Origin of the sequence: Planococcus sp. FY231025 (genome assembly GCF_052078085.1) — a bacterium.
Taxonomy (GTDB): Bacteria; Bacillota; Bacilli; order Bacillales_A; family Planococcaceae; genus Planococcus.
On the sequence record NZ_JBQJJG010000004.1, the window covers coordinates 170,675 to 195,334 of the forward strand.

At 52.3% G+C, this 24,660-nt stretch carries 30 protein-coding genes; 26 read left to right on the forward strand and 4 right to left on the reverse strand.

All coding sequences use genetic code 11. The annotated features are described in order from the left end of the window. Positions 1-4: 4 nt before the first annotated feature. From ACTL32_RS04125 to ACTL32_RS04175, 11 genes are all read left to right on the forward strand, one after another. Positions 5-1,345 carry a GntT/GntP/DsdX family permease gene (locus tag ACTL32_RS04125; RefSeq protein ID WP_441340265.1) on the forward strand — a complete coding sequence of 447 codons (1,341 nt, stop codon included), beginning with the start codon at positions 5-7 and terminating at the stop codon, positions 1,343-1,345. Between the two features lie 318 nt (positions 1,346-1,663). Next, positions 1,664-3,208, forward strand: coding sequence for a gluconokinase (gene gntK, locus ACTL32_RS04130; protein ID WP_441340266.1), 1,545 nt, complete (start codon positions 1,664-1,666; stop codon positions 3,206-3,208). Positions 3,209-3,412: 204 nt separating this feature from the next. Continuing rightward, positions 3,413-4,819, forward strand: a complete 1,407-nt coding sequence (locus ACTL32_RS04135; RefSeq protein ID WP_441340267.1) for a tetratricopeptide repeat-containing diguanylate cyclase — start codon at positions 3,413-3,415, stop codon at positions 4,817-4,819. 351 nt (positions 4,820-5,170) lie between these two features. Beyond that, positions 5,171-6,829 (forward strand): FAD-binding dehydrogenase, encoded by a 1,659-nt coding sequence (locus ACTL32_RS04140; protein ID WP_441340678.1) that lies wholly within the window; start codon positions 5,171-5,173, stop codon positions 6,827-6,829. Further along, positions 6,826-7,134, forward strand: a complete 309-nt coding sequence (locus ACTL32_RS04145; protein ID WP_441340268.1) for a hypothetical protein — start codon at positions 6,826-6,828, stop codon at positions 7,132-7,134. The genes ACTL32_RS04140 and ACTL32_RS04145 overlap by 4 nt, the downstream gene beginning before the upstream one ends. Before the next feature lie 63 nt (positions 7,135-7,197). Beyond that, positions 7,198-7,812 (forward strand): Type 1 glutamine amidotransferase-like domain-containing protein, encoded by a 615-nt coding sequence (locus tag ACTL32_RS04150; RefSeq protein WP_441340269.1) that lies wholly within the window; start codon positions 7,198-7,200, stop codon positions 7,810-7,812. A 4-nt stretch (positions 7,813-7,816) separates the two neighbouring features. Continuing rightward, complete coding sequence (locus ACTL32_RS04155) at positions 7,817-8,221, forward strand: GNAT family N-acetyltransferase (RefSeq protein ID WP_441340270.1); 405 nt, start codon at positions 7,817-7,819, stop codon at positions 8,219-8,221. A gap of 111 nt (positions 8,222-8,332) precedes the next feature. Continuing rightward, a complete protein-coding gene (locus ACTL32_RS04160) occupies positions 8,333-9,247 on the forward strand; it encodes a DMT family transporter (protein ID WP_441340271.1) in 915 nt (304 codons plus the stop codon). Positions 9,248-9,293: 46 nt separating this feature from the next. Further along, positions 9,294-9,830, forward strand: a complete 537-nt coding sequence (locus ACTL32_RS04165; RefSeq protein ID WP_441340272.1) for a GNAT family N-acetyltransferase — start codon at positions 9,294-9,296, stop codon at positions 9,828-9,830. A gap of 101 nt (positions 9,831-9,931) precedes the next feature. After that, positions 9,932-10,561, forward strand: coding sequence for a nitroreductase family protein (locus tag ACTL32_RS04170; RefSeq protein ID WP_441340273.1), 630 nt, complete (start codon positions 9,932-9,934; stop codon positions 10,559-10,561). Positions 10,562-10,670: 109 nt separating this feature from the next. Then, positions 10,671-11,219 carry a GNAT family N-acetyltransferase gene (locus ACTL32_RS04175; RefSeq protein WP_441340274.1) on the forward strand — a complete coding sequence of 183 codons (549 nt, stop codon included), beginning with the start codon at positions 10,671-10,673 and terminating at the stop codon, positions 11,217-11,219. On the opposite strand, the gene ACTL32_RS04180 is transcribed toward ACTL32_RS04175, so the two are convergent. Continuing rightward, on the reverse strand, positions 11,190-11,516 hold the full coding sequence (locus tag ACTL32_RS04180; RefSeq protein WP_441340275.1) for a hypothetical protein: 327 nt from the start codon (positions 11,514-11,516) through the stop codon (positions 11,190-11,192). The genes ACTL32_RS04175 and ACTL32_RS04180 overlap by 30 nt on opposite strands. A 64-nt stretch (positions 11,517-11,580) precedes the next feature. Here ACTL32_RS04180 and ACTL32_RS04185 point away from each other — a divergent pair, with 64 nt between their 5' ends. The 6 genes from ACTL32_RS04185 to ACTL32_RS04210 all read left to right on the forward strand — a co-directional run bounded on the left by ACTL32_RS04185 (position 11,581) and on the right by ACTL32_RS04210 (position 14,777). Next, positions 11,581-12,282, forward strand: coding sequence for a Type 1 glutamine amidotransferase-like domain-containing protein (locus ACTL32_RS04185; RefSeq protein WP_441340276.1), 702 nt, complete (start codon positions 11,581-11,583; stop codon positions 12,280-12,282). Beyond that, the gene (locus tag ACTL32_RS04190; RefSeq protein ID WP_441340277.1) at positions 12,279-12,872 is read left to right on the forward strand and encodes a nucleotidyltransferase family protein; all 594 of its coding nucleotides are present in this window, start codon (positions 12,279-12,281) and stop codon (positions 12,870-12,872) included. Before ACTL32_RS04185 ends, ACTL32_RS04190 begins: the two co-directional genes overlap by 4 nt. A 2-nt stretch (positions 12,873-12,874) precedes the next feature. Continuing rightward, entirely contained in the window at positions 12,875-13,384 is a 510-nt protein-coding gene (locus ACTL32_RS04195) for a GNAT family N-acetyltransferase (protein WP_441340278.1), read from the forward strand. 13 nt (positions 13,385-13,397) lie between these two features. Further along, entirely contained in the window at positions 13,398-13,928 is a 531-nt protein-coding gene (locus tag ACTL32_RS04200) for a hypothetical protein (RefSeq protein ID WP_441340279.1), read from the forward strand. A gap of 24 nt (positions 13,929-13,952) precedes the next feature. Continuing rightward, positions 13,953-14,579 carry a class I SAM-dependent methyltransferase gene (locus tag ACTL32_RS04205; RefSeq protein WP_441340280.1) on the forward strand — a complete coding sequence of 209 codons (627 nt, stop codon included), beginning with the start codon at positions 13,953-13,955 and terminating at the stop codon, positions 14,577-14,579. A gap of 63 nt (positions 14,580-14,642) precedes the next feature. After that, a complete protein-coding gene (locus ACTL32_RS04210) occupies positions 14,643-14,777 on the forward strand; it encodes a hypothetical protein (RefSeq protein ID WP_441340281.1) in 135 nt (44 codons plus the stop codon). A 96-nt stretch (positions 14,778-14,873) separates the two neighbouring features. On the opposite strand, the gene ACTL32_RS04215 is transcribed toward ACTL32_RS04210, so the two are convergent. Continuing rightward, positions 14,874-15,068 (reverse strand): hypothetical protein, encoded by a 195-nt coding sequence (locus ACTL32_RS04215; protein WP_441340282.1) that lies wholly within the window; start codon positions 15,066-15,068, stop codon positions 14,874-14,876. A 448-nt stretch (positions 15,069-15,516) separates the two neighbouring features. Here ACTL32_RS04215 and panB point away from each other — a divergent pair, with 448 nt between their 5' ends. Beyond that, entirely contained in the window at positions 15,517-16,350 is an 834-nt protein-coding gene (gene panB / locus ACTL32_RS04220) for a 3-methyl-2-oxobutanoate hydroxymethyltransferase (RefSeq protein WP_441340283.1), read from the forward strand. A gap of 96 nt (positions 16,351-16,446) precedes the next feature. Here the strand turns inward: panB and ACTL32_RS04225 are convergent, their stop codons facing one another. Together ACTL32_RS04225 and ACTL32_RS04230 are read right to left on the reverse strand one after the other, a co-directional pair. Beyond that, a complete protein-coding gene (locus ACTL32_RS04225) occupies positions 16,447-17,793 on the reverse strand; it encodes a murein hydrolase activator EnvC family protein (RefSeq protein ID WP_441340284.1) in 1,347 nt (448 codons plus the stop codon). Between the two features lie 268 nt (positions 17,794-18,061). Further along, on the reverse strand, positions 18,062-18,514 hold the full coding sequence (locus tag ACTL32_RS04230; protein WP_441340285.1) for a universal stress protein: 453 nt from the start codon (positions 18,512-18,514) through the stop codon (positions 18,062-18,064). A gap of 211 nt (positions 18,515-18,725) precedes the next feature. On the opposite strand from ACTL32_RS04230, the gene ACTL32_RS04235 reads away from it, so the two are divergent. From ACTL32_RS04235 to ACTL32_RS04270, 8 genes are all read left to right on the forward strand, one after another. After that, entirely contained in the window at positions 18,726-19,427 is a 702-nt protein-coding gene (locus ACTL32_RS04235) for a Crp/Fnr family transcriptional regulator (protein WP_441340286.1), read from the forward strand. A 159-nt stretch (positions 19,428-19,586) separates the two neighbouring features. Next, a complete protein-coding gene (locus tag ACTL32_RS04240) occupies positions 19,587-19,712 on the forward strand; it encodes a cytochrome C oxidase subunit II (RefSeq protein ID WP_441340287.1) in 126 nt (41 codons plus the stop codon). A gap of 39 nt (positions 19,713-19,751) precedes the next feature. Beyond that, the gene (locus ACTL32_RS04245) at positions 19,752-20,219 is read left to right on the forward strand and encodes a cytochrome c oxidase subunit II (protein WP_441340288.1); all 468 of its coding nucleotides are present in this window, start codon (positions 19,752-19,754) and stop codon (positions 20,217-20,219) included. Between the two features lies 1 nt (position 20,220). Then, the gene (locus tag ACTL32_RS04250) at positions 20,221-21,873 is read left to right on the forward strand and encodes a b(o/a)3-type cytochrome-c oxidase subunit 1 (protein ID WP_441340289.1); all 1,653 of its coding nucleotides are present in this window, start codon (positions 20,221-20,223) and stop codon (positions 21,871-21,873) included. A 234-nt stretch (positions 21,874-22,107) separates the two neighbouring features. Then, the gene (locus ACTL32_RS04255; RefSeq protein WP_441340290.1) at positions 22,108-22,662 is read left to right on the forward strand and encodes an isoprenylcysteine carboxylmethyltransferase family protein; all 555 of its coding nucleotides are present in this window, start codon (positions 22,108-22,110) and stop codon (positions 22,660-22,662) included. Between the two features lie 503 nt (positions 22,663-23,165). Further along, on the forward strand, positions 23,166-23,654 hold the full coding sequence (locus ACTL32_RS04260; RefSeq protein ID WP_441340291.1) for a GNAT family N-acetyltransferase: 489 nt from the start codon (positions 23,166-23,168) through the stop codon (positions 23,652-23,654). Beyond that, positions 23,651-23,938, forward strand: coding sequence for a hypothetical protein (locus ACTL32_RS04265; protein ID WP_441340292.1), 288 nt, complete (start codon positions 23,651-23,653; stop codon positions 23,936-23,938). Before ACTL32_RS04260 ends, ACTL32_RS04265 begins: the two co-directional genes overlap by 4 nt. A 17-nt stretch (positions 23,939-23,955) precedes the next feature. After that, positions 23,956-24,483 carry a DinB family protein gene (locus ACTL32_RS04270; RefSeq protein ID WP_441340293.1) on the forward strand — a complete coding sequence of 176 codons (528 nt, stop codon included), beginning with the start codon at positions 23,956-23,958 and terminating at the stop codon, positions 24,481-24,483. Positions 24,484-24,660 lie beyond the last annotated feature (177 nt).

Below are 24,660 nucleotides of genomic sequence, written 5' to 3' on the forward strand. Positions count from 1 at the left end.
CAATTTGTCAGGTTCAACGTTGATTTTGGTCGCACTTGCAGGGATTTTTCTATTATTGTTTTTAGTCATCCGCACGAAATTGCATGCATTTGTCGCACTTTTGCTCGTCAGTTTGCTGGTGGGCATCGCGGCGGGCATGCCGCTTAACGAAGTCATCACATCGATCCAGAACGGCATGGGCGGCACGCTCGGCTTTGTCGCAGTCGTAGTCGGCCTTGGCGCCATGTTCGGGAAGATGCTTGAAGTTTCCGGCGGGGCAGAGCGCCTTGCCGCTACTATGATCAATAAATTCGGGGAAGACAAAGCGACATGGGCGCTCGGCATCACCGGCTTCATCGTTGCCATCCCGGTATTTTTCGATGTCGGTTTCATCATCCTCGTCCCGATCGTCTACGGATTGGCGCGCAAGACCGGCAAATCGCTCTTGCATTACGGGATTCCGCTTTTAGCGGGCCTTGCGGTAACACATAGCTTCATCCCGCCGACACCGGGGCCGATTGCGGTCGCGCAGCTGGTCAATGCTGAACTCGGCTGGGTCATTTTGTTCGGTGCGATTGCCGGGATTCCTGCCATGATTCTCGCAGGTCCAGTTTTCGGCCGGTACATAGGCAAGAAAATCCATCTGGAGATTCCGGATTACATGGAAATGGAAGAGCGCGAGTACGACAAGGAGCTGCCAAGCTTCGGCATGGTCACGGCGCTGATCCTTATTCCGCTTGTTCTGATCCTTTTGAACACCGTAACAGGGGTGCTGCTCGAAGAAGGGAACACCATCCGCAATATCTTCACTTTCCTTGGCCATCCATTCGTCGCATTGACGATTGCGACTTTGCTGACGTTCTACCTGTTGGGGACAAAACGCGGCTATACACGCCAGGAAGTCCAAGACATCGCAACGAAATCGCTTGAACCTGCCGGGATCATCATCCTGGTGACAGGCGCCGGGGGCGTCTTCAAACAAGTATTGATTGACTCTGGCGTCGGTGAAGTACTGGGCGACATGATGGGCGATTCGGCATTGCCGCCGATCGTTCTCGCGTTCCTCATCGCGACCGCTGTCCGTGTGGCGCAAGGTTCGGCAACTGTTGCCATGGTCACAGCTGCCGGCCTGATTACACCGCTGCTTGAAATGGTCGGCATGACGGGCCCGGCACTCGGCTTGATCGTTATCGCCATCGCATCCGGTGCAACCGTGCTTTCGCACGTCAACGACTCCGGCTTCTGGCTGGTCAACCGCTACTTCGGCATGGACGTCAAAGACACACTGAAATCGTGGACGGTCATGGAAACCATCATCGGCCTCACCGGTTTCGTCGTCGTGCTCATCATAAGCTTCTTCATCTAATAAAACGGGAAAAGAAAAAGGAGAAGTTCCTTTTTCTTTTTCAGTTTATCTATAAAGTTATAACTTAAAGAAACTGATTAGAGCGTAAGGCGGCGACTCCAGCGGGGCAGCGTAAGCGACGAAGCAGCCGAGACCCTGGAGTCGCGAAGCGAATGTTTTTTCAATTTGCGACGAGTAATCGCAGGAGCAACGAAGCGGCTCGGCGCGAGCCCGCGGAACGCGTCCGCCTGCAGCGGAAATAAAAACAACCTATTCATTGCCTGTAAAGCAAGCTTCTAAAATTGCTATTTTTCTTATATTCTCCAAAGGAGGGCTAGCATGCCTGAGAAATCATATTACCTGGGCGTGGACGTCGGAACCACTTCGACCAAAGCGGTTTTATTCGATAAACAAGGGGGCGTCGTGGAATGCGAGACCGTCTTCTACCCGCTCCACACGCCGAACCAATTGGTCGCAGAACAGGACCCGGAGGAAATTTTCCGGGCGGTGCTGACTTCCGTCAGGGAAACAGTCCGCAAAAGCGGCATTCCGGCGGATGCGCTGAAGCTGGTGTCGTTCAGCTCGGCGATGCACAGCTTGATCGCCATCGGCAAAAGCGGGGAGCCCTTAACTCAAAGCATCACCTGGGCGGACACCCGGAGCGCCAAGCACGCGAAGCGCATCAAGGAGGAACTGGACGGACATGCCATCTACCTGCGCACCGGAACGCCGATCCATGCGATGTCGCCGCTGGCAAAACTACTGTGGCTAAAAGAGGAAGAACCGGCGATTTTTGAAGGAGCTCAAAAGTTCATCGGCACCAAGGAATTTATTTTCCATAAGCTGTTCGGTGAATACGTCATCGACCACTCGCTCGCCTCGGCAACCGGCCTGTTCAACCTGGAAGGGCTGGACTGGGACGAAGGGGCGCTCCGCGTAGCCGGAATAACGGAAAGGCAGCTGTCGCGCCTCGTGCCGACAACGCATCAGATAGCGGGATTGTCAGCGGAATACGCAGCGTTCATGGGCATCCGGGCCGATGTGCCGTTCATCGTCGGGGCAAGCGACGGCGTCTTGTCGAACCTTGGCGTCAATGCCATCGACCCCGGCGTCATCGCTGTAACGATCGGCACGAGCGGCGCCATCCGCACCGTTTCGCCTGTGCCGAAGACGGATCCGAAAGGGCGCACATTCTGCTATGTGCTGACGGAAGGCCATTGGGTGGTCGGCGGCCCGGTCAACAACGGCGGCATCGTGCTGCGCTGGCTGCGCGATGAATTCGCGACTTCGGAAGTGGAAACCGCGAAACGGCTCGGCATCGACCCCTACGACGTGTTGACGAAAATCGCTGAAAATGTCAATCCGGGAGCGGATGGGCTGCTGTTCCATCCGTACATGACAGGGGAACGCGCGCCGCTTTGGGACGCCAACGCCCGCGGCTCGTTCTTCGGGCTGAGCATCCACCACAAAAAGCAGCACATGATCCGTGCAGTGCTCGAAGGCATCGTCTTCAATCTGTACACGGTGCTGCTGGCCGTTGAAGAACTGACGGGCGATCCGGTGCGCATCCAGGCGTCCGGCGGCTTTGCCCGTTCTGAAATGTGGCGGCAGCTGATGGCCGATGTCTTCGACAAACCGGTCATCATCCCGGAGAGCTTTGAAAGTTCCTGCCTCGGAGCGGTGGTTTTGGGCATGTATGCCCTCGGGGAAATCGAGGATTTCAGCATCGTGTCCGATATGATCGGTGCGACGCATACCCATTCGCCTCATGAAGAAACCGCCGAGGTCTACCGGGAACTGCTGCCGATCTACATCCGCCTGTCGCGGCTTCTGAAAGAAGAGTATGAAAGCATTTCAAATTTCCAGCGGAAGCATTTGGGCTAATAAACCCGCTTTCCGCATAAAAACGAGAGCCTGAAAACCGGAATTCCGGTTACAGGCTTTTTGTATAGGAGGCACTTGATAAATTTTCTGCTAATTATTTTTCTGAAGGCTTTCCTAAGTTGTTTTTTAAGGTAAAATTGTTGTAGAATTAAAAAATAGATAAAATTAACTATTTTTAAAATGCGATGATAGGAGGTGTGGTCTATGTCGGAAGGGAATCTTGTTTATTTTCAGAAACAAACGATCTTAAATCGGGTAGAAGGAAGCAACCGGTCAGCAGTTCATGCAGCTTACCAGGTTCTGGAAGATTCCTTGGAATCAGAGGATTCCCGCCGGATCATGGCCGCCTATTTGCGCATCGGCAGGGTTTTTTTCGAAGCGGGGGAGACGGAAGAAGCGTTCCGCTACATCAATGCCTATAAGGAATTGTGCGCCGCTTCCGGGGACGGCATCGACTGGCTCCATCTCCATCATGCCCTTTTTGAACTTTACCAGTTTACAAATGATACAGGAAAAGCGGCAGAAACGCTAGAAGCCATCATTGCGCTCGGGCAACGGCTAGAGAAGCACAATGTGGTCAGCGATGCCTATATAGGCTTGAGCCGGATCTTTCTAATGGAAGGAAACCATGCAGCCGCATTGGAAATGGCCGAAAAAGGGCTTCAGGAAGCGGATCTGCATGAACGGGAAAGCGCGATCCTGAAATTGAAGGTGAAATTGAACAAAGCGGAAGCCCAGATCGGCCTGTGGAATTTCAAAGGTTCGGAGAAGCTGTTCGAAGATATGGAAAGCAGTCCGGCGCTGGATGAGTTCATTCATGAAAAAACACGTTTTTACGAACTTCAGGGTGCGTGGTTCGCGAAGCAGAAAAAGTATGAAGAGGCTTTCGATGCCTATACGATAGCGAAAGAGATGGCAGAAAGCTTGAAGGACTTGGAGCAGCTCAAACGGATCCAGGAAGAACGGTGCCGGCTGTGCGAACTGATCGGCGACAGCAAGCTCGGGTTCAGCGTGCAGAAGGAATACATCGCATTGCTCACGGAAATCCACAACAACGAACTGGCCAAGGCGGCAGTGAAAATGGAGATCCAGCACAATATCGCCGAATATGAGCGGCGGGCCAACACCGATTTCCTGACCGGGCTCTACAACCGCAGCTATATCGAGACGACGGCGGATGAGTGGCTCCGAAAAGCCGCAGCCGTCCGTGAAAACCTGGTCTGCATCGTTTTCGACATCGACGACTTCAAGGCGATCAATGACGAGAACGGCCACCTGTTCGGCGATGAAGCCATCAAGCTCGTCAGCCGGGCCTGTTCCCAAATCTTCCGGGAAGAGGACCTGGTCGGCCGTTTTGGCGGAGATGAGTTCGTGATCATCCTGAAGGGCGCTTCCTTGGAAATCGGCAAGCATAAGGCGGAGCAGCTGACAGAAGCGCTCGCTGCGGTGCCGCTCGACAAAGAAGGGGAAGCGTTTGAGCTGACGATCAGCATCGGCATTTCAGACAATGGCGCAGGCGCGGTCAAAACCTTCAAGGAATTATTCCACCTAGCGGATACCCAATTGTACAAAGCGAAACAGAGCGGCAAGAACCGCATCATCGTTTCCTGAGGGCCAGTTACCCTCTTTTACAGGCATCACGTGCAATTGGCGTGATGCCTTTTTCTTTTGGAGCTGCAGCTTTTTGGCTGAATGCTCATAGAATCGTGCTGGCCGCTCATAGCCGGCCGAAAAGCGCTCATAGAATCTGATAACTGCTCATAGAGAACCTAAAACCGCTCATAGAGAACCTAAAACCGCTCATAGAAATCCAAAAACCGCTCATAGAAATCCGGCCAATAAAAATGGACCGAATTGCGCAAGACAGTTGTCAGAAAACAAAGAAAAAATACCTATAATTTCCCAAACGCTTCTGCTACGATGAAAGAAAGAGACCGACTTATCACCAAAGGGGATGGAATGATGGAATACAAGGCGATTGTGGTAGGCGCAGGGCTTGCCGGATTGGTGGCGGCTGCGGAAATAGCGGACAGCGGCAAAAAGGTCCTCTTATTGGACCAGGAGCCCGAAGCTTCGCTCGGCGGGCAGGCCTGGTGGTCGTTTGGCGGGCTGTTTTTAGTGGATTCGCCTGAACAGCGGCGCCTGGGCATCAACGATTCAAAAGAACTGGCGTGGCAGGACTGGATGGGCGCGGCCGGCTTCGACCGGCAGGACGAGGATTACTGGGGCAAAAAATGGGCGGAAGCGTATGTCGATTTCGCAGCCGGCGAAAAACGGGCCTGGCTTTCAGGGCTCGGGGTCAAATTCTTCCCGGTTGTCGGCTGGGCAGAGCGCGGCGGCTCCTTGGCGGAAGGGCATGGCAATACGGTTCCGCGTTTCCATATCGTCTGGGGAACGGGGCCTGGAATCGTCGAGCCTTTCGAGAAGCGGGTGCGCGCCCATATCGCCAGCGGAAGGATCGATTACCGGCCGCGCCACCGGGTGGACGGACTATCTGCGGACGGTGAAGCTGTAACGGGTGTCTTCGGATCGATTCTTGCGCCGAGCCCAGCCGAACGGGGAGAAGCGAGTTCACGCGAAGCGGTCGGGGAATTCCGTTTTGAAGGGGAAGCGGTCGTCGTGACGAGCGGCGGCATCGGAGGCAACCATGACCTGATCCGCAAAAACTGGCCGAGCCGTCTCGGAATGGCCCCAGATGAAATGCTGTCAGGCGTGCCCGCCCATGTCGACGGACGGATGCTGGCCATTGCGGAAAGTGCCGGCGGCCGCATCGTCAACCGCGATCGCATGTGGCATTACACCGAAGGCATCAAAAACTGGAATCCGGTCTGGAGCCGGCACGGCATCCGCATCCTTCCCGGCCCTTCGTCGATTTGGCTAGATGCCCGGGGCGAGCGCTTCGGAGCGCCGAATTTTCCGGGCTTTGACACGCTGGGGACGCTTGAAGCGATCCAGAAAACCGGCTATAGCTACTCCTGGTTCATCCTGACGCAGAAGATCATCGAAAAGGAATTTGCGCTGTCGGGCTCCGAACAGAATCCGGATCTCACCGGCAAAAGCATCCGCCAAGTGCTGGCACGCGTAAGGCCGGGAGCGACGGCGCCGGTCCAGGCCTTCATGGACAAAGGCGAGGATTTCATCATTGCAGACACGCTTGATGAACTGGTTGCCGGGATGAACCGGCTCACAGGGGAAGAACTGCTGGATGCATCGCTCGTCAGGCAGCAGATTGCAGCGCGCGACAGCCAGCTCGACAACCCATTCGGAAAAGACCTGCAGGTTACGGCCATGCGGAGCGCCCGCAAATACATCGGCGACAAGCTGATCCGCGTCGCGAAGCCGCATAAAATACTTGATCCTGCCAACGGTCCGCTGATCGCGGTCCGCCTGAATATCGTCAGCCGGAAAACACTCGGTGGCCTGCAGACAGATTTATCGGCGCGTGTGCTCAACGAGGCCGGGCAGCCGGTGCCGGGATTGTACGCGGCTGGGGAAGTGGCCGGCTTCGGCGGAGGCGGCGTCCATGGCTACCGTTCGCTTGAAGGGACGTTCCTCGGCGGCTGCCTGTTTTCAGGCCGTGTCGCAGGCAGGGCAGTAGCGGAAGGAGGAGAAGGAAAGTGACGGGAAACCAGATCTATGCAACGGGTTGGATAGCGGCGCTGCTGATGGTCGGAGGACTCGTCCTCTGTTTTTCGAGCCCTTCGCTTGGCGCTAAAAAAGCCGAATCTTGGCTGCAGAACCAAGATAGTGGAATGGCCGATGCCTCCCTCTATGCCGCAGTCATAGAAAACAATATGGCCATGTTCGCCGCGTTGGGCAGCATCCTTTTTGCAGGAGGGTTATTGTCGGCGCTCGGCATTTATTTCCTGTATTTGAAGTTAGGGAAAAAGGAAAGTCCAGGCCCGGCCGGGCAAGTGGATGTATAGGCCTTTATCTCCGAATTGCTGTTCTTCGGCAGGGCTGGAAAAACAGAAGAAAGGCAGTTGAATATGGCGCTTATCTATTTGACTTCAAAAGGCTTTTTCAATGAAACCGTCAAAAATGCAGCCAGGGAATGGGCTGATGGGAAAACGAAAGAGGTGAAAGCGGCGATCCTAACGACCGCTTCCCCCAAAAAGGCGGCCGATCCGTTTGCGGCAAAAACAAAAGAAGATTTTTTCCGCATGAATGTTAGACAGGCGGATTTTATTGACATCGAATTCGAGGATACCGAAGTTTTGCTTCAATATGACATCCTATACATTTGCGGGGGCAATCCGTTCCACTTGCTCCAAGCGGTGAAGTCGAGCGGAGCAGAAGCCGTCTTCCACGAGCTCATCTCGCGGGATGTCCTGTTTGTCGGGGTCAGCGCCGGCGCCATGCTCTTCGGGCCGCATATTGAAATTGCCGATGTTTTCACGCCCGCAATGAATTCCGGCGGGCTCAAGGACTTAACGGCGCTCGGCATCTATGAAAAACCACTGTTTCCGCATTACGGGCGGGAAGAAAAATTCGAAGATGCATCAGGCAGGACCATTGAACAGCGCATTTCCGCTTTTGAAACTGCAACCGGGGCGGAAGTGGAACGGCTGCGCGACAGCGAAGCGTTAATTTTAACGAGGTGAAGAAATGACTACAAACGAAACTTTGACTATACGCCCTTACCGGGAAACGGATTTTCCGGACATCAACCACCTGAACGCAGCGGAGGGCTGGACAAACCTGGTGGAGAAGCAGGAAGATACCAAAGCGGCATGGAGCCACTCCAATGTGGCGTTTGTCGCTGAAATGGACAGCAAGATTGCCGGGTGCCTGCGCGGGCTGACGGATGGCGCCGTGACCTTGTACATAGCGGAGCTGCTCATCGACAAGGAATTGCGCGGGAAGGGAATCGGCAAGGAGCTCCTTGCGCATGCCCATACCCTGTATCCCAACACCCGCATCGAGATGCTCGCAAGCAGCACATCCCGCACGTATTACGAATCGCAGGGCTACCGGCCTTTTTACGGCTTCCGGAAAACCTTCGGCGAATAACCCGCATCCACATGGAAAAAGGGCCGGCAGAGCTGAAACTCATTCGCCGGTCCGTTTTTATTGCCGGAGAAAGGGGGTATAATGCAGAAAAGCGGAAACCGGGGGATGCACATGAACCATCTGAAACTTTACATATTGCTCGTCTTCATCATGTTTGCCTGGGGCATGAACGTGCCAGCCATGAAATACCTCACCGCTGAGATGGGTCCGGTGACGATGACGTCGCTCCGGATTTTCCTGGCAGGCGTGACGGTATTCGCCATACTGGCTGCCTTCAAGCTAATCCGCTGGCCGACCCGGGCGGAATGGCCGTATGTGGCTGCGGCTGCCTTACTGAATGTGGTGGTCCACCATTACTTGATCGCGGTCGGCATCTCTTTGACCAGCGGGACCAATTCCGGGCTGATCATCGGGACAAGCCCGATCATGACCGCCGTCTTCAGCTTGCTGCTGCTGAAGCTCAGCCCGACAAAATGGCAATGGCTCGGCTTTATACTAGGATTTACCGGCGTCGCCGCTACGGTGCTGGCCGGTAATGCAGAAACGAGCTCCGGTTCGATTGGCGATCTATACATATTGTTGGCAATTGTCGCCCAGGTGATGAGCTTCATGATCATCAGCAAAGCTTCAAAAACTTTGGACCCCCGCCTCTTGACGGCGTATATGTTCATCTTCGGCTCTTTCGGGATCTTCTTCATCAGCCTGTTGCTGGAGCCGGGCGAATGGCGCCGTTTTGCGGAGATGGAGCCCCTGTTCTGGGGCGTGTTGATCGGCTCCGGCATCATCGCCACCGCCCTCGGCCATATGCTCTATAACCATGCGCTCGGCCAGGTCGGGCCTCCGAAAGCGGCTATCTTCATCAATTTGAATACGTTTTTCGCCCTTCTCGGCTCCGCTTGGTTCTTAGGAGAGACGATTACGGTTTACCACATGATCGGCTTTGTCGTCATCGTCCTGGGCGTACTGCTCGGTTCAGGCGCTGCGGAGGAGTTGTGGCGGAAAAGGATCCAGGAAGCGAAACGGTGAATAGCTGTTTCACGTGAAACCTTCAGTACTTAAAGGAGAATGAAAAATGGAAAGCACAGCGATTTATTTGCGGAGCCTGACAAGCGATGATTTGCCGCGTTTGGTGGAGATGGAAATCCGGAACAAGGAATTGTTCGAACAGTTCTCGGTTACCCGGCAGCCGGACTTCTATACGCTTGAAGGCCAGAAGCAGCGCCTTCAGCGGCAGGAAGAAAACCGGCTGGGGGGCAAAGAATACAATTTTGGCGTGTTCCATAAAGGGGAAGACAAGCTGATCGGCAGCATCAACCTTGTCCAAGTGATGCGCGGGCCGGTGCAAAGCGCCATCATGGGCTACACGATCGACCAGGCGTATAACGGGCGGGGCTATGCCACGGAAGCGGTCAAGCTGCTTGTGGATTATGCGTTCCAGGAATTGCTGCTCCACCGGATTGAAGCGGGCGTCATGCCGCATCACGGGGCCTCGATCCGTGTCCTGGAAAAAGCCGGCTTCCACAAGGAAGGCATCAGAAGAAAAAATGTACAGATCAATGGAGAGTGGCAGGACCATCAGATGCTCGCGATCATCAATCCCGAAGATTGATGATTTGCCAAGGAAGCAACTTCTTTGACACCCGGATTCCCTAGTGATAAGTTATTATTATAAACTTACTAAAAGTAAGCGGAATTCGAGGGGGACCTACCATGACGACAACAACAGAATCAGGACTATATAAAGTGATGAAAGAGCGCAAATCGGTGCGCATTTATGACCCGAACTTCAAGATCCCGAAAGAAGAAATCGAAGAGCTGCTGACGATGGCAACAAGTGCGCCGTCATCAAGCAACCTGCAAGCTTGGAACTTCATCGTCATCCAGGACCAGGACGTGAAGAAAGAACTGCGTGCCATTGCCAACAACCAGGCACAGGTCGAAGAGTCATCGGCCATCATCGCGGTTCTCGGCAATATCGATGCCTATAAGAATGTAGAGAAAATCTACACGCAGAATGTCGAAGAAGGCTACATGGACGAAGCGATCAAAGAACGCACGATTGCCAATACGTACAAAGTGTATCCGAACGCTCCGGTCGAAGCGCGCATGAACATTGCCGCATACGATGCCGGGCTTGTTTCCATGCAATTGCTGCTGCTCGCAAAAGAGCGCGGCTACGACACCATCCCGATGGGCGGATTCGACAAAGCGAAATTTGCCGAACGGTTCGACTTGCCGGAACACCTTTTCCCGATCGTGCTGATTGCCATCGGCAAAGCGGCAGCTCCTGCTTTCGGAACTTCCCGTCTGCCGATTGAAGAAGTGACACGTTTTATCTAAAGAATTTTTGGCCCGGAATGCTTCTGCATTCCGGGCTTTTTTGGGTCCATTAACAGGAAATCGGACAAGAGATGGCGAAAAGGGATAGATGGCAAAAGGGGGAATCATCATGGAGTTGACAGAATTGGAAACAAAAAGGCTGCATCTTGGCGAAATCGGGCAGCAGCACAAAGAAGCCGTCTACGAGATCTTATCCCGTGAAGACGTCATGCGGTATTACGGAACCGACGCCTTCACCGAACCGGAACAGGCAGGCACGCTCATCGATTCTTTCCGCGAAGGCTTGGTGGAAGGCAAGGCCATCCGCTGGGGCATCATGCTGAAAGAGAACGGGCGGCTGATCGGCACCATCGGCATCCACAATTGGAACAAGCGGGCGAAAAAGGCGGAAATCGGCTATGAATTGCACCCCGATTACTGGGGCAAGGGCTTTGCGAAAGAAGCGCTGACCGCTGTGCTGACCCACGTTTTCAACGAATTGGACCTCTACCGCATCGGGGCCGTCGTCTATCCGGCGAATACCGTATCGAGCGGCATGCTGAAAGGCATGGGGTTCAAGGAAGAAGGGCTGCTGCGTGCGTTCTTGTACCAAGGCGGCAAATCTCACGATGCGTTAATGTTTTCCTTGTTAAAACCGGAATGGCAAAGGAAGTCCTGAAGCCGCCGTATAGCTGCTTTCGGTCAGCGGCGTGTCAGGCACGATGCAGTCGCTGAACCGTTGGAACAGTTCTGCGTGGCCGGGGTCCGTTTCAATCAGCGGGCTGCTGCTGTCGAATTGCTCTTTTGAAGCAAAGGCATTCAGCTCCATCCATTCCGTATCGGCGCCTTCTTTTTTCAGAAGAAGCATTTCCACAGGCAGGTATTTTTCGTAAAGGGCCTGGGACAGCCGGTTATACGCGAGGAAGTCGGCGGTCTTGGACGCCTGGATCTGGTATTCATACACTTTGACGTACATGCAAATCAGTCCTTTTATTGTTCAGTATAATCGGATTCAGCTATTTGAAAAGAGGGATGCACCAATGAAACAGATTATTGCCCTGGGCGGAGGCGGTTTCCTGATGGAACCGGAGAATCCGTTATTGGATACATACATTTTGGAGCAAGCCGGAAAGAGGAGGCCGAAGATCTGTTTTGTGCCGACAGCAAGCGGGGATTCCGAAAAAATGATTACCGCTTTCTATGACTTTTTCGGAAAACAGGACTGCGAGCCTTCACACCTTTCGCTGTTCAAGCCGCCGGCTCGGGATTTGGAGGCCTTTGTGCTCGAGAAAGACATCATTTACGTCGGGGGCGGCAATACGAAAAATCTGCTTGCGCTCTGGCGGGAATGGGGATTGGATGCCGTTTTCCGGAAAGCATGGGAGCGGGGCATTGTGCTGGCTGGGATCAGCGCCGGTTCGCTGTGCTGGTTCGCAGACGGTGTTACGGATTCCTACGGGGATGGGCTCGAACCGATTCAGGCGCTCGGCTTTCTGGGAGGCAGCAATTGCCCGCATTACGACGGCGAGGCGGACAGAAGGCCCGCGTACCGTAAGCTGATCGAAACGGGCGCTGTCCAAAGCGGCATTGCTGCGGACGATGGCGTGGCCCTCCATTACATCGGGACGGAACTCAGCCGCATCGTCAGCTCGCGTCCGCAAGCCATGGCCTACCGCGTGAAGCTGGACGGAAAAATCAATGAAACCGAGCTGCCGACAGAATTTCTGGGGGCGCAGCAATGAAGCATCAGACGGTACTAAAAGGGGAGCGGGAGATACTGGCCCTCATAGAGGCGGACAATTGGATGATGGGTGTCCTGGAAGCAGCCGCAGGCCTGGAGCTTCCTGACTGGTGGGTCTGTGCAGGGTTTGTCCGGACGAAAATCTGGGACACCCTTCATGGATTCGAAGAACGGACGCCGCTCGGCGATATCGATGTGATTTATTTTGATGCCGGCAATATAAATGAAGAGACTGAAAAGCTGTGGGAAAAGCGGCTCCACCAAATCATGCCGGGGCTGCCTTGGTCTGTGAAAAACCAGGCAAGGATGCATGTGGTCAATGGCAATCCGCCTTATCAAAGTTCAGTTGATGCCATCTCGAAATTTCCAGAGACGGCAACCGCGCTCGGCGTCCGGTTGGACGAGGGGGGACAGCTGATCGTCGCCGCACCGTGCGGATTGGTGGATGTTTTGGGGATGCGGGTCAAGCCGACTCCGATTTTCCGCAGCCAAAGTGGGTTGATGAGCATTTACCGAAAGCGGCAAGAGCAAAAAAGGTGGACTGTCAAATGGCCCAAAGTCCGAATCGAGCAGGTGGAAAGGAGGGGCTGAGGATGGAGATAGGGACAAAACGGCTGAATTTCCGCCGCTACAGAGACGGAGATTTTGAATTCCTGCAGTCTCTTTTGGCCAATCCCGAGGTGGTGCGCTTTATCGGGAACGGCAACACCCGAAACCGTGACGAAGCGTTGGAGTTCCTTTATTGGATATACCGCTCCTACCGGAAAACGCCGGATATCGGCCTCCGGGTGATGGTCCGGGAAGAGGACAACCAACGGATCGGCCATGCCGGGCTGGTAAGCCAGCTGGTGGATGGCGCAGAAGAACTCGAAATCGGCTACTGGATCGCTCCGGAGTATTGGGGGCAGGGCTATGCGAAGGAAGCGGCGGCAGGCATCCGCGATTACGCTATCGGCAAGCTGGGCAAAAAACGGCTGGTCTCGCTGATCCAGCCGGGAAATGAAGCTTCGAAAAAAGTCGCCCGATCTGTCGGCATGTCCCTGGAAAAGGAGATTGCCATGGGCGGAAAAGACGTCTGTGTGTATGCACTGGAAGTGGAATAGCAGGAGGGCGGAGATGGCGAAAAGGCTGTTGATATCATTGGGTGTACTATTGGCCATCAGTTTCCTAGGCTTCTGGATTTTTGGTTTATTTATGGCATATGAGCCGGAGCCAAGCAAGAGGGAAGCAGAAGCGCTTACTCATGTATACGATCTCGAAGAATTTGGCCCGGTGGAAGGTTCCCTGCTGTATACACCCAAAAACTGGGGCTTTTTCAACGATTATACGATAGCAATAGTAGAGCAGCAGCTCGGCGAAGGCAAGGCATATGCGGATCAATATGTTCTGATCAAAGCAGGAGAAAGACTGACGGAAAATGAAAAAGGAGAACTTGGGAAAAGGCTGGTTGGCCAAAATGCAGATGTCCGGTCGAAGCATAAAACCCAGGTTTATCAAGAAGGGAATAAAGTAAGTGAGGCATGGTACTATAAAACCGTTTACACTTCGGGCAATGAACGCTATCTGTCTTTTATTCCGATGGGTGCAGATGACGGCCAAGGATTCAACTTCTCGAGGGAAGGATACGCGTATTTCAAGGATTTTTAAGTTAAGCCAGGAGGAATATCAATTATGTTAAGCAAGCAAGGTTTTGATTTATGGGCGAATGAATATGACCGGACGGTCCAAGTGAGCGAGGAAAGCAATTTATACCCGTTCGCCGGATACAAGGAAATCCTGAACTGGATTTTCAACGAAGTGATGCAAAAAGAAGGATCCCGTGTATTGGATATCGGCTTCGGGACAGGAATTCTGGCAGGCAAATTATACGAGAATGGACATGCGGTGGACGGAGTGGACTTCTCGCCGGAAATGATTGCGATTGCGCAGGAGAAGATGCCGTCTGCGAACCTGATCGAATGGGATATTACGGACGGCTTGCCGCCGGCGATGGACGGGAAGGTATATGACGCCATCATCAGCACGTATGCCCTTCACCACTTGAATGATAAAGAGAAGACGCCGTTCATCGGAAGCTTGTTGCAGAGGCTTGCGCCGGATGGGAAGCTGTTCATCGGCGATATCGCTTTCCGGACGCGGGAAGAGTTGGAGCAGTGCCGGCTGGACAGCATCGACTACTGGGACGGCGACGAATTCTATTTCGTTTTCGATGAATTGAAAGCTGCACTGAACGGAAGCTGCCAATGTGAGTTTCATCCTGTTTCACATTGCGGCGGGGTGATCGTGATTTCGAGGTAAGTCAACGATTATGCGGCTGCTTTTTCCATGAGTAATGCGAGAAGTTAAGAGGAGAGGGTTCTATTGAACGCAAAACTATCCAATAGCCGCAAAGAACAGATGAAGCACAAAGCGGCAGAGCGTCCGTTGCTTGCGTCCGCCGCAATCGCTGCAATCGGCTCTCTGATTTGGCGAGCGGCAACCGCACGGAAGAAGTGAAGCTAAAGGAAAAACAGTGAACAGGTTTTCCCGGGAAATAAAAACAGGAAGCTCCAGCAGATGCGGAGCTTCCTGTTTTTCGTTTGGGGACAGACCTCAGTCCATGAGGAGCGGCACTTCGTGGCAGTACGGGCACTTCATGTACGATTTTTCACTTTCAAGCTGGCTGATGTAGTTGGGCGAGTCGGTATATTCTTTCGAGCCTTCAAGGGTTGTGTAGGCTTTGCAGCGGTCGGTGGCATATTGGATTTCATGAACGAATTTGCTGTTGTGGTCGACCAGGTATTTCATTTCCTTCCCCTTCTTTCCTTAATTTTTGAGAACGTCAAAAAGCCGGAAGAATCCAGTGAATTCCTCCAGCGTTGTTTACAGCTCTATTGTCTGCCCCATCCTGCCAGCAATGATATGAAATTGAAATGCTTGCGTACTGCATCTGCCTTGCCGGCAACGCAAATGTTCGCCGGGTAGTATTAATTTACCCAACTTTTTTTGCATTTTAAACTTTTATTCGATAAAAGACGGAATATTGCTGCAGTGCAAAGCCGTCTGATATAGTAGAAGAGAGGACAGTATCCTAGCCGAACTGTACCGGCAATTCCCAAAGCGCCAACTGAATAAGTTCGCCTTGATCCGAAAACGACAGGGACGGAGAAAACCAGCTATTAAAATCCTGCCCTCCTGTCTTGTTCCACCTACAGGAGGGTTTTTACCGGTTTTCTCCCCGAAAGGAGAGAAAAATATGAAGAACACAGCATCATTGATGAAAATGAAAACACAAGGCGAGAAAATCGCCATGCTGACGGCGTATGATTATCCGTCTGCCAAACTTGCCGAAGAAGCAGGGGTGGACGTTATTTTGGTCGGCGATTCGCTCGGCATGGTCGTGCTCGGCTACGATTCGACGGTCAACGTGACAATCGATGACATGGTGCACCACGGCAAAGCCGCACGCCGCGGCGCAAAAGATACATTCCTCGTTGTCGACATGCCGTTCGGTTCGTTCCATGGCACCCTCGACCGGACGCTACAAAATGCCATCCGGATCTTTCAGGAGACCGGAGCGGAAGCGCTGAAGTTGGAAGGCGCCGATGAAGTGCTCGATGTCATCCGCCTGTTGACGCGCACCGGCATCCCGGTCGTCGGCCATCTGGGGCTCCTGCCGCAGACAGCAGGCGTCCTCGGCGGCTTTAAAGTGCAGGGGAAAACGGCCGATGCTGCGCAGAAGCTCATCGAAGACGCAAAAGCGACCCAAGCGGCAGGCGCCTGCATGCTCGTTTTGGAATGCATCCCGTATCAGCTTGCGCGCGAAGTGACAGCGGCGGTTTCGATTCCGGTCATCGGCATTGGGGCAGGTTCAGAGACGGACGGACAGGTCCTCGTCTATCACGACACGCTGAAATACGGTTCGCATCATCTGCCGAAATTCGTCCGGTCTTATGCAGAAACCGGTGAAGGCATGAGAAGCGGCATCGCGGCTTACGTTACGGAAGTGAAGTCGGGGGCATTCCCTGCAGAAGAGCACCGCTTCACGATGAAAGAAGAAGAGCTCGAACAATTATACGGCGGCAAATAGTCTGCGGATGGCATATCGGTGAAAACTGCGCCAACCCGCTTGAAAGAATTGAAAAAGGGCAGTCCCGGAAGAAATCGGGACTGCCCTTTAGATTTATTATTGTAGATATGGTGCAGGGTTGACTGCATTCGAGCGTGCGCCGTTCCAAGATCCAATGTGGATTTCGAAGTGGAGGTGGGGACCGGTAGAGCGTCCTGTATTCCCCATGCCGCCGATGTACTGCCCTTGGGAAACTTGCTGCCCGACAGAAACGCCGACTGAATTCAGGTGCGCATAAGCAGTTGCATATGCACGGCCGTTGATCGAGTGGTTGATGATGATGACATTTCCGTATCCGCCCATAGAACCGGCGTAGGAGACATAACCACCTGCTGAAGCAACGATCGGTGTGCCGGGTACGTTTGCGATATCTTGGCCAAGGTGTGATTCATGCCCGGCGCCGATATCACGCCCGCCGAATCCGGATGTATATCTTCCGGATGCCGGTCTGATGAAGTTCGCGCTGCCGGCTGCAGGTGCTGCCGCCGGAGCTGATGCATAAGTGACAGCCGGTGAGCTTGACGCAGCTGCACTGGCAGCTGCTTTAGCCGCTTTGGCAGCAGCCGCTTTGCGCGCCGCTGCTGCTTCGCGCTGGCGCTTCAGTTCCGCTTCTCTTGCAAGTTTTGCAAGGCGGGCCTGTTCTTTAGCAATTTTCGCTTCAAGGTTCGAACTGATATTCATTTGTTTCTGGTGTTCTTTTTCAAGAGCTGATTTTTCTTTGGACAAGCGGTCTTGTTCCGCTTTCAATTCTTTTTCAAGTTGAGCTTGTTTCTTTTTCTGTGCATCAAGGTCAGCTTTCAGGTTTACAAGTTCTGCTTTGCGCTGTTCTTGTTCTGCAAGTTTTGTTTCCACTTGTGCTTTCTGTTCAGCCAGAAGCTTTTTGTCTTCGGCCTGTTCCCGCATGATGTCGCGGTCAGCTTCGATTAACGTGTTCACTGCTGAGAACCGGTCGATAAAGTCTACAAAGCTGTTTGCGCCAAGCAATACATCTATGTAATCTACAGATCCGCCGCTCAATTGGATAGCGCGGGCGCGTTCTTGCAACAAGGCTGTCCGTTCATCGATCTTGCGCTGAAGCTCGGCGATGGAAGCCTGCAATGCTTCGATTTCCGCTTTTGTTTGATCGATCTGGGCTTGAACATTCTCGATTTTTTCTTGAGTTTCCTGGATTTTGCCGTCAAGCTCCATGATTTTGCTCATAATCGATTCAAGCTTTGTCTGGTTCTTGGAAATTTCACTCGCTTTTTGCTGGATGCCGGAATTCAATTCGCTCTGTTTCTGTTGTGCTTCCTGTTGCTTGCCTTTAAGGTCGCCTAACGTGTCGGCGCTCACTGAAGGCATGAAAATCGATAAAGCGAGTACCGCCGCGGTTGCTGCTGCGGTCCATTTGGATAATAAATTCACGATTTGTTTCCCCTCTCTGCTTTCGGTGTTTCTATCTGTATAATGATTCATCTATATTAAGAAAATAAAATACGGTGCAAGATCCGTCCTAAAAAAGCCGGCAAAAGTATTGTAACACCAAGAAACCCAATTTTTTATTACAGTTTCATATCAAATGTTTAGAATCCTGTAACATGGGTAAGGGCTTTAGTTGTGACTTCCGGTTTTGGACAAAGAAAAAATCCCTATCCTTCGGAAAGGAATAGGGATTTTTTTAAATTTTCTATCATTATTCTGAAATTGTATCTTGGTTTCTTACAACAAGTACATCGCACTTCGCTGCCCGTACAATGCGGTCGGAAACACTACCCAAAAAGATGCGTTCTGCCGCATTTAGCCCAGTAGCACCGCAAATGATAAGGTCGGCATCTATCCGAGTGGCAATTTCGCCTGGAATCATTGTTTTTGGTGAACCGAGTTCAATAATGATGTTGACGTTAGAAATTCCGGCTTCCGTTGCTTCCTGTTTATAGCGCTGCAGCAGCTCTTCGGTGGATTTCTTTGTTTCTCTGGCGTATTCACGGGCATAGGCTTCCAGTGAACCGAATGAAATATCGATGATGCTCACCAAGTGGAGTGCCGCGTTGTTCCGCGAGGCAATGGCCACAGATTTCTTGAAGGCGAGCTCCGCTTCTTTCGAGCCATCGATTGCCACCAATATTGTATTGTATTGTAATGTCATAATAAATTCCTCCTTCTCCGTCTCTCTTGGTATATTTCGATAAGGCACCATTCAGTTCCTGCTTTGCAGAAAGCTTAGCAATAAAGATTCGTCGTTCCTGTGACGGGGGGAAGTAAAAAAGCGGAAATTCCTTAAGTCGGGGAAAAGCCGGTGTGTTAAAATTGACCTTATAAGGATGCCGCAATCCATCGGTGCCGGAGGAGGGTTGATTTTGAGAGAACAATTGTCTGATCAAGATTTATCATCTGAACTGGAAGAGCTTCGATCGATTCGCCACAGCATAAAAGAGTATCAAAAAGGAGCTTATTTGTTTCAAGAAGGCGACCCGATCAAAGGCGTCTATATTGTACAGGCCGGAAAAGTGCAGATCGGCAAAATCACGCCGAATGGGCGGGAGCTGACGCTGCGCATCTGCGGGCCGCAGAAATTGGTCGGAGAAGTCACGGTCTTTTCAAACCAGTCGGCCTACATGCTCGATGCGAAAGCGATCGAAGATGTGGTGTGCATGAAGATCCACATTGAAGATTTAGAGGAAGCGTTGCTCGATAACAGCCGGCTGGCAGTCGCGTTTATGAAATGGATGGGAATCGACCAGCAGAAAACCCAGACCAAGTTCCGGGATTTGATGCTGCACGGCAAAAAAGGAGCCCTGTATTCCACATTGATCCGCTTGAGCAACAGCTACGGCGTGCCGCATGGCGAAGGGGTGCTGATCGACATGGTCCTCACCAACCAGGAACTGGCGAACTTCTGCGGCATGACGCGTGAAGTCGTCAACCGCATGCTCAACGATCTGAAAAAAGTTGAAAAGATCTCTTATATAGAAGGAAAAATCGCCATTCACGATATTTCCTATTTAAAATACGAAATCAATTGTGAAAACTGCCCCATCTCGTTCTGCAAAATTGATTAATGCCATATGATGAAGCCGCCTTGGCAAAGGGGGCTTTTTTTTTATGTCAAAAATATGGCGCTTAGCAAAATAAACCCTCCAGGTGTGATATTTCTCACAGTGCCGTGTCGGGGTAGAGATTAATCTGTAAACAAGAGAAGAGCATACGAGGTGAAGAAAATGAGCAAAAAATACGATGAACATCAGGACATGAATTTAAAAGGGACGCTGATGAGCGTGTTTTTCGTCGGTGCCATCATTATCGCGATGTGGGTCATCGTTTATATGATGTACGTGGCAAGGTAACAATTGAAATGAAACAGAAGAAAAAAGGAGAAGATACACATGCACCTGCATAAATTTGAAAAAATTTGGCTGATCTTCGGAATCGCCTCACTTATCGTCTTTTTGAGCGTCGTAGGGGTCAGCGCATTCTCGCACGACCATACGCCTTCAGGCGGGATGGAAACCATCGATCCGAAGAAAGTGAACGAAACGGCGCCGTTCGACAATCCCGGCGTCAGCCAGCTTGACGACGATACGTACCAGGTCACGTTGGTGGCTATGGCATTCGGCTATAATGCACCGGATCTGAAAGTGCCGGCGGGCAAGGAAATCATTTTCAAAGCGACGAGCACGGACGTCGTCCACAGTTTCACGATCGATGACACTAAAGTCAATATGATGGTCGTACCCGGCCAGATCACTACAAAGTCCTACACATTTGAAAAACCCGGCAAATACCTGATTCTCTGCAACGAATACTGCGGAACCGGGCACCACATGATGTTTACTGAAATAGAGGTGTTTTAAGATGATCGCTGCACAAGACCGCAAAATCGCATTATGGAATATCGGAGTCGCCTACGCGGCGTTTTTGATCGGCACACTCGCCGGCCTGCTCCAAGTCTTCATCCGCAATGACGCCCTGCAATTGCCCGCTTGGCTGGACTACTACCAAATTCTTACCGCACACGGCGTTTTGCTTGCACTTGTTTTTACGACATTTTTCATTTTCGGCTTTTTCATCACCGGCATGAGCAAAAGCATCGGCACATTCGGACCGAAAGTCCGGCTGTTTTCCTGGATCGGCTTCGCAGTAACGCTGCTCGGCACCATCCTTGCAACGATCATGATCGTTTCGGGCCAGGCATCGGTCCTTTACACGTTTTATGCTCCGCTGAAAGCGAGCGGCTGGTTCTATGTCGGCTTGGCGCTTTGGGTCGTGGGTACGTGGATCAGCAGTTTCGCGCTGATCGGCCATTACATGGTATGGCGCAGAAAGCATAAAGGCGAGCACAGCCCGCTGTTTGCCTTCATGACGATCACGACGATCATCATGTGGATCATTTCATGCCTCGGCGTTGTCGCAACAGTTCTTTTCCAATACATCCCGTGGGCGTTCGGCTTCACGGATACGATCAACGTAGAACTCAGCCGTTCGCTGTTCTGGTATTTTGGACACCCGCTTGTGTACTTCTGGCTGCTGCCGGCATACATGGCCTGGTATTTGATCGTACCGAAACTGCTCGGCGTAAAAGTATTCAGCGACTCGCTCGCACGTCTTTCATTCGTCCTTTTCATTCTCTTTTCAATTCCCGTCGGCTTCCACCACCAATTGACGGAGCCAGGCATCTCGAATTTCTGGAAATTCCTTCAGGTAGTTCTGACGTTCATGGTTATCGTGCCGTCGCTTATGACCGCTTTCTCCATGTTCGCAACGTTTGAAATTTCAGGGCGCAAAAAAGGGGCTACCGGCTTGTTCGGCTGGTTCCGCCTGCTGCCTTGGAAAGATGTCCGCTTTACATCGATTTTCATTGCCATGGCGTTCTTTATCCCGGGCGGCGCAGGCGGCATCATCAACGCCAGCTTCCAGCTGAATGAAGTCGTCCACAACACGCTTTGGATTGTCGGCCACTTCCACATCACCGTCGGTACGCCGGTGGCGATGACGTTCATGGGCCTTACCTTCTGGCTGATCCCGTATCTGACCGGCCGCAAATTTACGAAGACGATGCAGCGCCTCGGATTTGTCCAGATCATCACCTGGTCGATCGGCATGCTGCTAATGTCGACAGCACAGCACATTCTCGGGCTTCTCGGTGCGCCGCGTCGTACAGCGTATTCCGGCTACAGCGACCATCCGGCTGCAATGGAATGGTTTGACGGCCTACTGACCAACCACGTCACCATGGCTGTCGGCGGCAGCATCCTGTTCCTTTCTGCGATGATCTTGATCTACATCGTCATCATGACGATGTTCCTGTCGCCGAAAGCGGAACGCCCGGAAGACTTTGTCGAGTTCCCGCTTGCGGATAGCGACAAAGAAAACACACCGAAATTCCTGGAACAATGGACCATCTGGATCGGCATTGCGTTCGCACTCATCTTCATCGCCTACGCCATCCCGATCGGCGACATGATCCAGAATGCACCTCCTGGTTCAGAAGGGTTTAAAACTTGGTAGGAGTTGATGACAATGTTCACAATGGTCTTGGCCTTAATGGCGATCTTCATCGTGTTCACCGCGATGCTCGTTGAACTGTCCACTACAGAAGAAGAATAAAACACCAGCAGGCTTTCTCTCCGCAACCGTTGGGAGAGAAAGCCTGCTGGTGTTTTGTGCATGTGGGCTTATAGTTGTATTCAAAAGGGATGTTCTATATATTTTAGAAAAGTGACAGGAAAATGAGGCGTGGCTATGACATGGGTTGATTGGATATTTAGTGCAGTCGGATTGGCTTGGATCGGCGAGTTCCTGTTTTTCCGGAACCGAGGTGTATCTGTGAGCGATCCGGTGGAAAGAGGCTCGTTCTACCGGATTTTCATCGTATTGCTCGGAACCATCCTGGCGGCTTTTTTGCTGCAGGAAATGCGTGCGGAGGCAGCGGCGCCGATTCTTCGCGCAGCGGGGACGCTTCTATTTGCAGCCGGGGTCTTTCTGCGGCTATGGGGCATCCTGCACCTTAAGGCCCAATTCACGCGGCACGTCACCGTCCGTGAAGGCGATGAAATCGTCAGTTCAGGGCCGTACCGGAAGCTTCGGCACCCTTTGTATACAGGCCTCCTTTTCATCGCAATTGGCATGCCGCTGTATTTCACCAGCCCTATAGCGGCAGTTGTCGGGGGTGCCTTGATGATATGGGCGCTTTTGAAGCGGATCGATTATGAAGAAAAACTTCTTGTTGAAAAGTTCGGAGCGGAGTATGAACACTGGATGAAGCAGCGCGCGCGGCTGATTCCTTATGTGTACTAATCGGGAAACGGTGAAGTAGAGATCAGTAGTAGACGATATTCCGCAAAACAGCTGCGCTTGCCTGCGGGCGAGCGCCAAGCCTCCTCAGCCGCGTAGCGGCTTGCGGGGTCTCGGCTGTCTCGCTTTCCCGCGGGCGTCTCCGCTGTTTTGCTTCATATCTTGGATAGCACTGCTAAAACGGATAAAGTTATCAGCTTTTGAAGATTGAAACTAGCGCCGGCGCGCCTACGGGCTAGGCGAAGCAATGAGACGGGTGTCCCTCCCGGCTCATTGTGGGAGCCATGCCCAAAGCGCCGAAGCGGCATATCAACTTTCTCTTTATTAATTCACCGTATCCCTAAACTTTCTATCATTTGAAAAGGCAGTAATTTAAGGAGCAGATCTATAAGCAAATCCCTTTTTGCCCGAGTGGCGGAAAGGGTTTTTATTTTTGGGGCAGATGTCTTTTTGCCTATTCTCCGTTGTATAATAAAGGTAAATATGGTTCGAAGGGGTGGGCGGTGATGGCAATAAAGCTGGAAAAAGCGCAAGAAACCGATGCGCAGCAGCTCTTGGAAATGCAGCATGCCGCTTTTTTGCCGCTTCTTGAGAAATACCTTGATTTCGATACCAGCCCGGCAACTGAGCCGCTGGAGAAGATGGAAATGCGCATTAGGGAGCCGGACGGCGGGGTTTATAAGATCATAGCGGACGGCAAGCTCGCAGGGGCGATCCGGATCCGGCGGAAAGAAGGCGATGAGTTCTGGATTGGGCCCTTATTCATCGCGCCGTGCTTCCAAGGCGGCGGCCTTGCCCAGGCTGCTCTTCGGGGTGCAGAAGAACTCTATCCTGAAGCGGCTTCATGGCACCTGGGCACCTTGCTGGAAGAAGCGGGAAATTGCCATCTGTACGAGAAGATGGGTTATGCAAGAAACGGCAGGCAGGAAAAGCTCAATCCCCGGGCGACGCTTGTGTATTACGAAAAGCATGCTGCGAAGGAGGTTTGTCTGTGAAGTATCTCAAATTCTTTTTGGGGCAATCAGCGCTATTTGCCATGATTCTTCCCTTTATATCTCTATTTGATTCCTTGATCAACCCGCCGTTAACATGGAAGGATTTGCTGTTCGGCGCATTGAGCATCCCATTTCAATATTTGGCATGGAAAGCGATGGAGGGTCTGGGTGCCTATTTTAACGAAATCCACCTCGCTTTGAGAATCCTATTATCGGTTCCGGCGTTTGTCTTATCGGCGCTGCTGGTCGGCTCCATCGGCTATGCAGTATTTCAGATTCAGTAACGGAGGGATGGGTCAACATGGAGTACACCATAAAACCCGCTTCTGGCTATTCGGAGAAGATCGGGGAACTTGTATTTATGCTCGGGCATGTCCGCTCGCAGACGTTGAAGGATATCGAGGGGCTGCAGCCAAATCAGTTGGATGAAAGAGATTCAGGAAACGGAAACTCGATCGGCGCGCTGCTTGCCCATATTGCCGCCATCGAAAAAGTCCACCAGCTCATCTCGTTCGAAGGCCGCGACTTTACAGAAGCGGAATTTGCCGAGTGGGGGCCGGCGCTGATGCTCGGTGAAGGCAGCCAGCCATTACTTGCGGGCAATACATTGGATTATTACATAGAAGGACTCAGCGCCGTACGGGAAGCGACGCTGCAGAAGCTGAAGGAAAAAGACGATGCCTGGCTGTACGAGGAGCGCTGCTGGCTCAACGGCACGGCATACAATATGTATTATTTATGGTTTCATGTGCTGGAGGACGAAATCAGCCACCGGGGACAGATCCGCGCTGCCATGCGCCGCCTTTCGGAAGATGAGGATCTTTCCTGAGGGAAGGAAGTCTTTCACAATCCAAAGATAATTATGGGGTGCCGCTAACGATTCGGAAAAACATGCCGATAAAAAAGGAGAAACCCTTTTTTGCAGAAGCTGTGGCGGACCATTGGATTCATTGAAATTGGCGGTGCAGCACAAAGACGGGTTCAAATGACGAAGAATTGGGAGAAA

What these genes read in the sequence shown, in the direction of transcription:
- ACTL32_RS04195 (WP_441340278.1), top strand. Translation starts at nt 12,875, where the DNA reads ATGGAGATAGGGACAAAACGGCTGAATTTCCGCCGCTACAGAGACGGA.
- ACTL32_RS04190 (WP_441340277.1), top strand. Translation starts at nt 12,279, where the DNA reads ATGAAGCATCAGACGGTACTAAAAGGGGAGCGGGAGATACTGGCCCTC.
- ACTL32_RS04135 (WP_441340267.1), top strand. Translation starts at nt 3,413, where the DNA reads ATGTCGGAAGGGAATCTTGTTTATTTTCAGAAACAAACGATCTTAAAT.
- ACTL32_RS04175 (WP_441340274.1), top strand. Translation starts at nt 10,671, where the DNA reads ATGGAGTTGACAGAATTGGAAACAAAAAGGCTGCATCTTGGCGAAATC.
- ACTL32_RS04250 (WP_441340289.1), top strand. Translation starts at nt 20,221, where the DNA reads ATGATCGCTGCACAAGACCGCAAAATCGCATTATGGAATATCGGAGTC.
- ACTL32_RS04155 (WP_441340270.1), top strand. Translation starts at nt 7,817, where the DNA reads ATGACTACAAACGAAACTTTGACTATACGCCCTTACCGGGAAACGGAT.
- ACTL32_RS04160 (WP_441340271.1), top strand. Translation starts at nt 8,333, where the DNA reads ATGAACCATCTGAAACTTTACATATTGCTCGTCTTCATCATGTTTGCC.
- ACTL32_RS04255 (WP_441340290.1), top strand. Translation starts at nt 22,108, where the DNA reads ATGACATGGGTTGATTGGATATTTAGTGCAGTCGGATTGGCTTGGATC.
- ACTL32_RS04205 (WP_441340280.1), top strand. Translation starts at nt 13,953, where the DNA reads ATGTTAAGCAAGCAAGGTTTTGATTTATGGGCGAATGAATATGACCGG.
- ACTL32_RS04185 (WP_441340276.1), top strand. Translation starts at nt 11,581, where the DNA reads ATGAAACAGATTATTGCCCTGGGCGGAGGCGGTTTCCTGATGGAACCG.
- ACTL32_RS04180 (WP_441340275.1), bottom strand. Translation starts at nt 11,516, where the DNA reads ATGTACGTCAAAGTGTATGAATACCAGATCCAGGCGTCCAAGACCGCC.
- ACTL32_RS04215 (WP_441340282.1), bottom strand. Translation starts at nt 15,068, where the DNA reads ATGAAATACCTGGTCGACCACAACAGCAAATTCGTTCATGAAATCCAA.
- ACTL32_RS04140 (WP_441340678.1), top strand. Translation starts at nt 5,171, where the DNA reads ATGGAATACAAGGCGATTGTGGTAGGCGCAGGGCTTGCCGGATTGGTG.
- ACTL32_RS04240 (WP_441340287.1), top strand. Translation starts at nt 19,587, where the DNA reads ATGAGCAAAAAATACGATGAACATCAGGACATGAATTTAAAAGGGACG.
- ACTL32_RS04165 (WP_441340272.1), top strand. Translation starts at nt 9,294, where the DNA reads ATGGAAAGCACAGCGATTTATTTGCGGAGCCTGACAAGCGATGATTTG.
- ACTL32_RS04200 (WP_441340279.1), top strand. Translation starts at nt 13,398, where the DNA reads ATGGCGAAAAGGCTGTTGATATCATTGGGTGTACTATTGGCCATCAGT.
- ACTL32_RS04150 (WP_441340269.1), top strand. Translation starts at nt 7,198, where the DNA reads ATGGCGCTTATCTATTTGACTTCAAAAGGCTTTTTCAATGAAACCGTC.
- ACTL32_RS04170 (WP_441340273.1), top strand. Translation starts at nt 9,932, where the DNA reads ATGACGACAACAACAGAATCAGGACTATATAAAGTGATGAAAGAGCGC.
- ACTL32_RS04270 (WP_441340293.1), top strand. Translation starts at nt 23,956, where the DNA reads ATGGAGTACACCATAAAACCCGCTTCTGGCTATTCGGAGAAGATCGGG.
- panB (WP_441340283.1), top strand. Translation starts at nt 15,517, where the DNA reads ATGAAGAACACAGCATCATTGATGAAAATGAAAACACAAGGCGAGAAA.
- ACTL32_RS04245 (WP_441340288.1), top strand. Translation starts at nt 19,752, where the DNA reads ATGCACCTGCATAAATTTGAAAAAATTTGGCTGATCTTCGGAATCGCC.
- gntK (WP_441340266.1), top strand. Translation starts at nt 1,664, where the DNA reads ATGCCTGAGAAATCATATTACCTGGGCGTGGACGTCGGAACCACTTCG.
- ACTL32_RS04230 (WP_441340285.1), bottom strand. Translation starts at nt 18,514, where the DNA reads ATGACATTACAATACAATACAATATTGGTGGCAATCGATGGCTCGAAA.
- ACTL32_RS04260 (WP_441340291.1), top strand. Translation starts at nt 23,166, where the DNA reads ATGGCAATAAAGCTGGAAAAAGCGCAAGAAACCGATGCGCAGCAGCTC.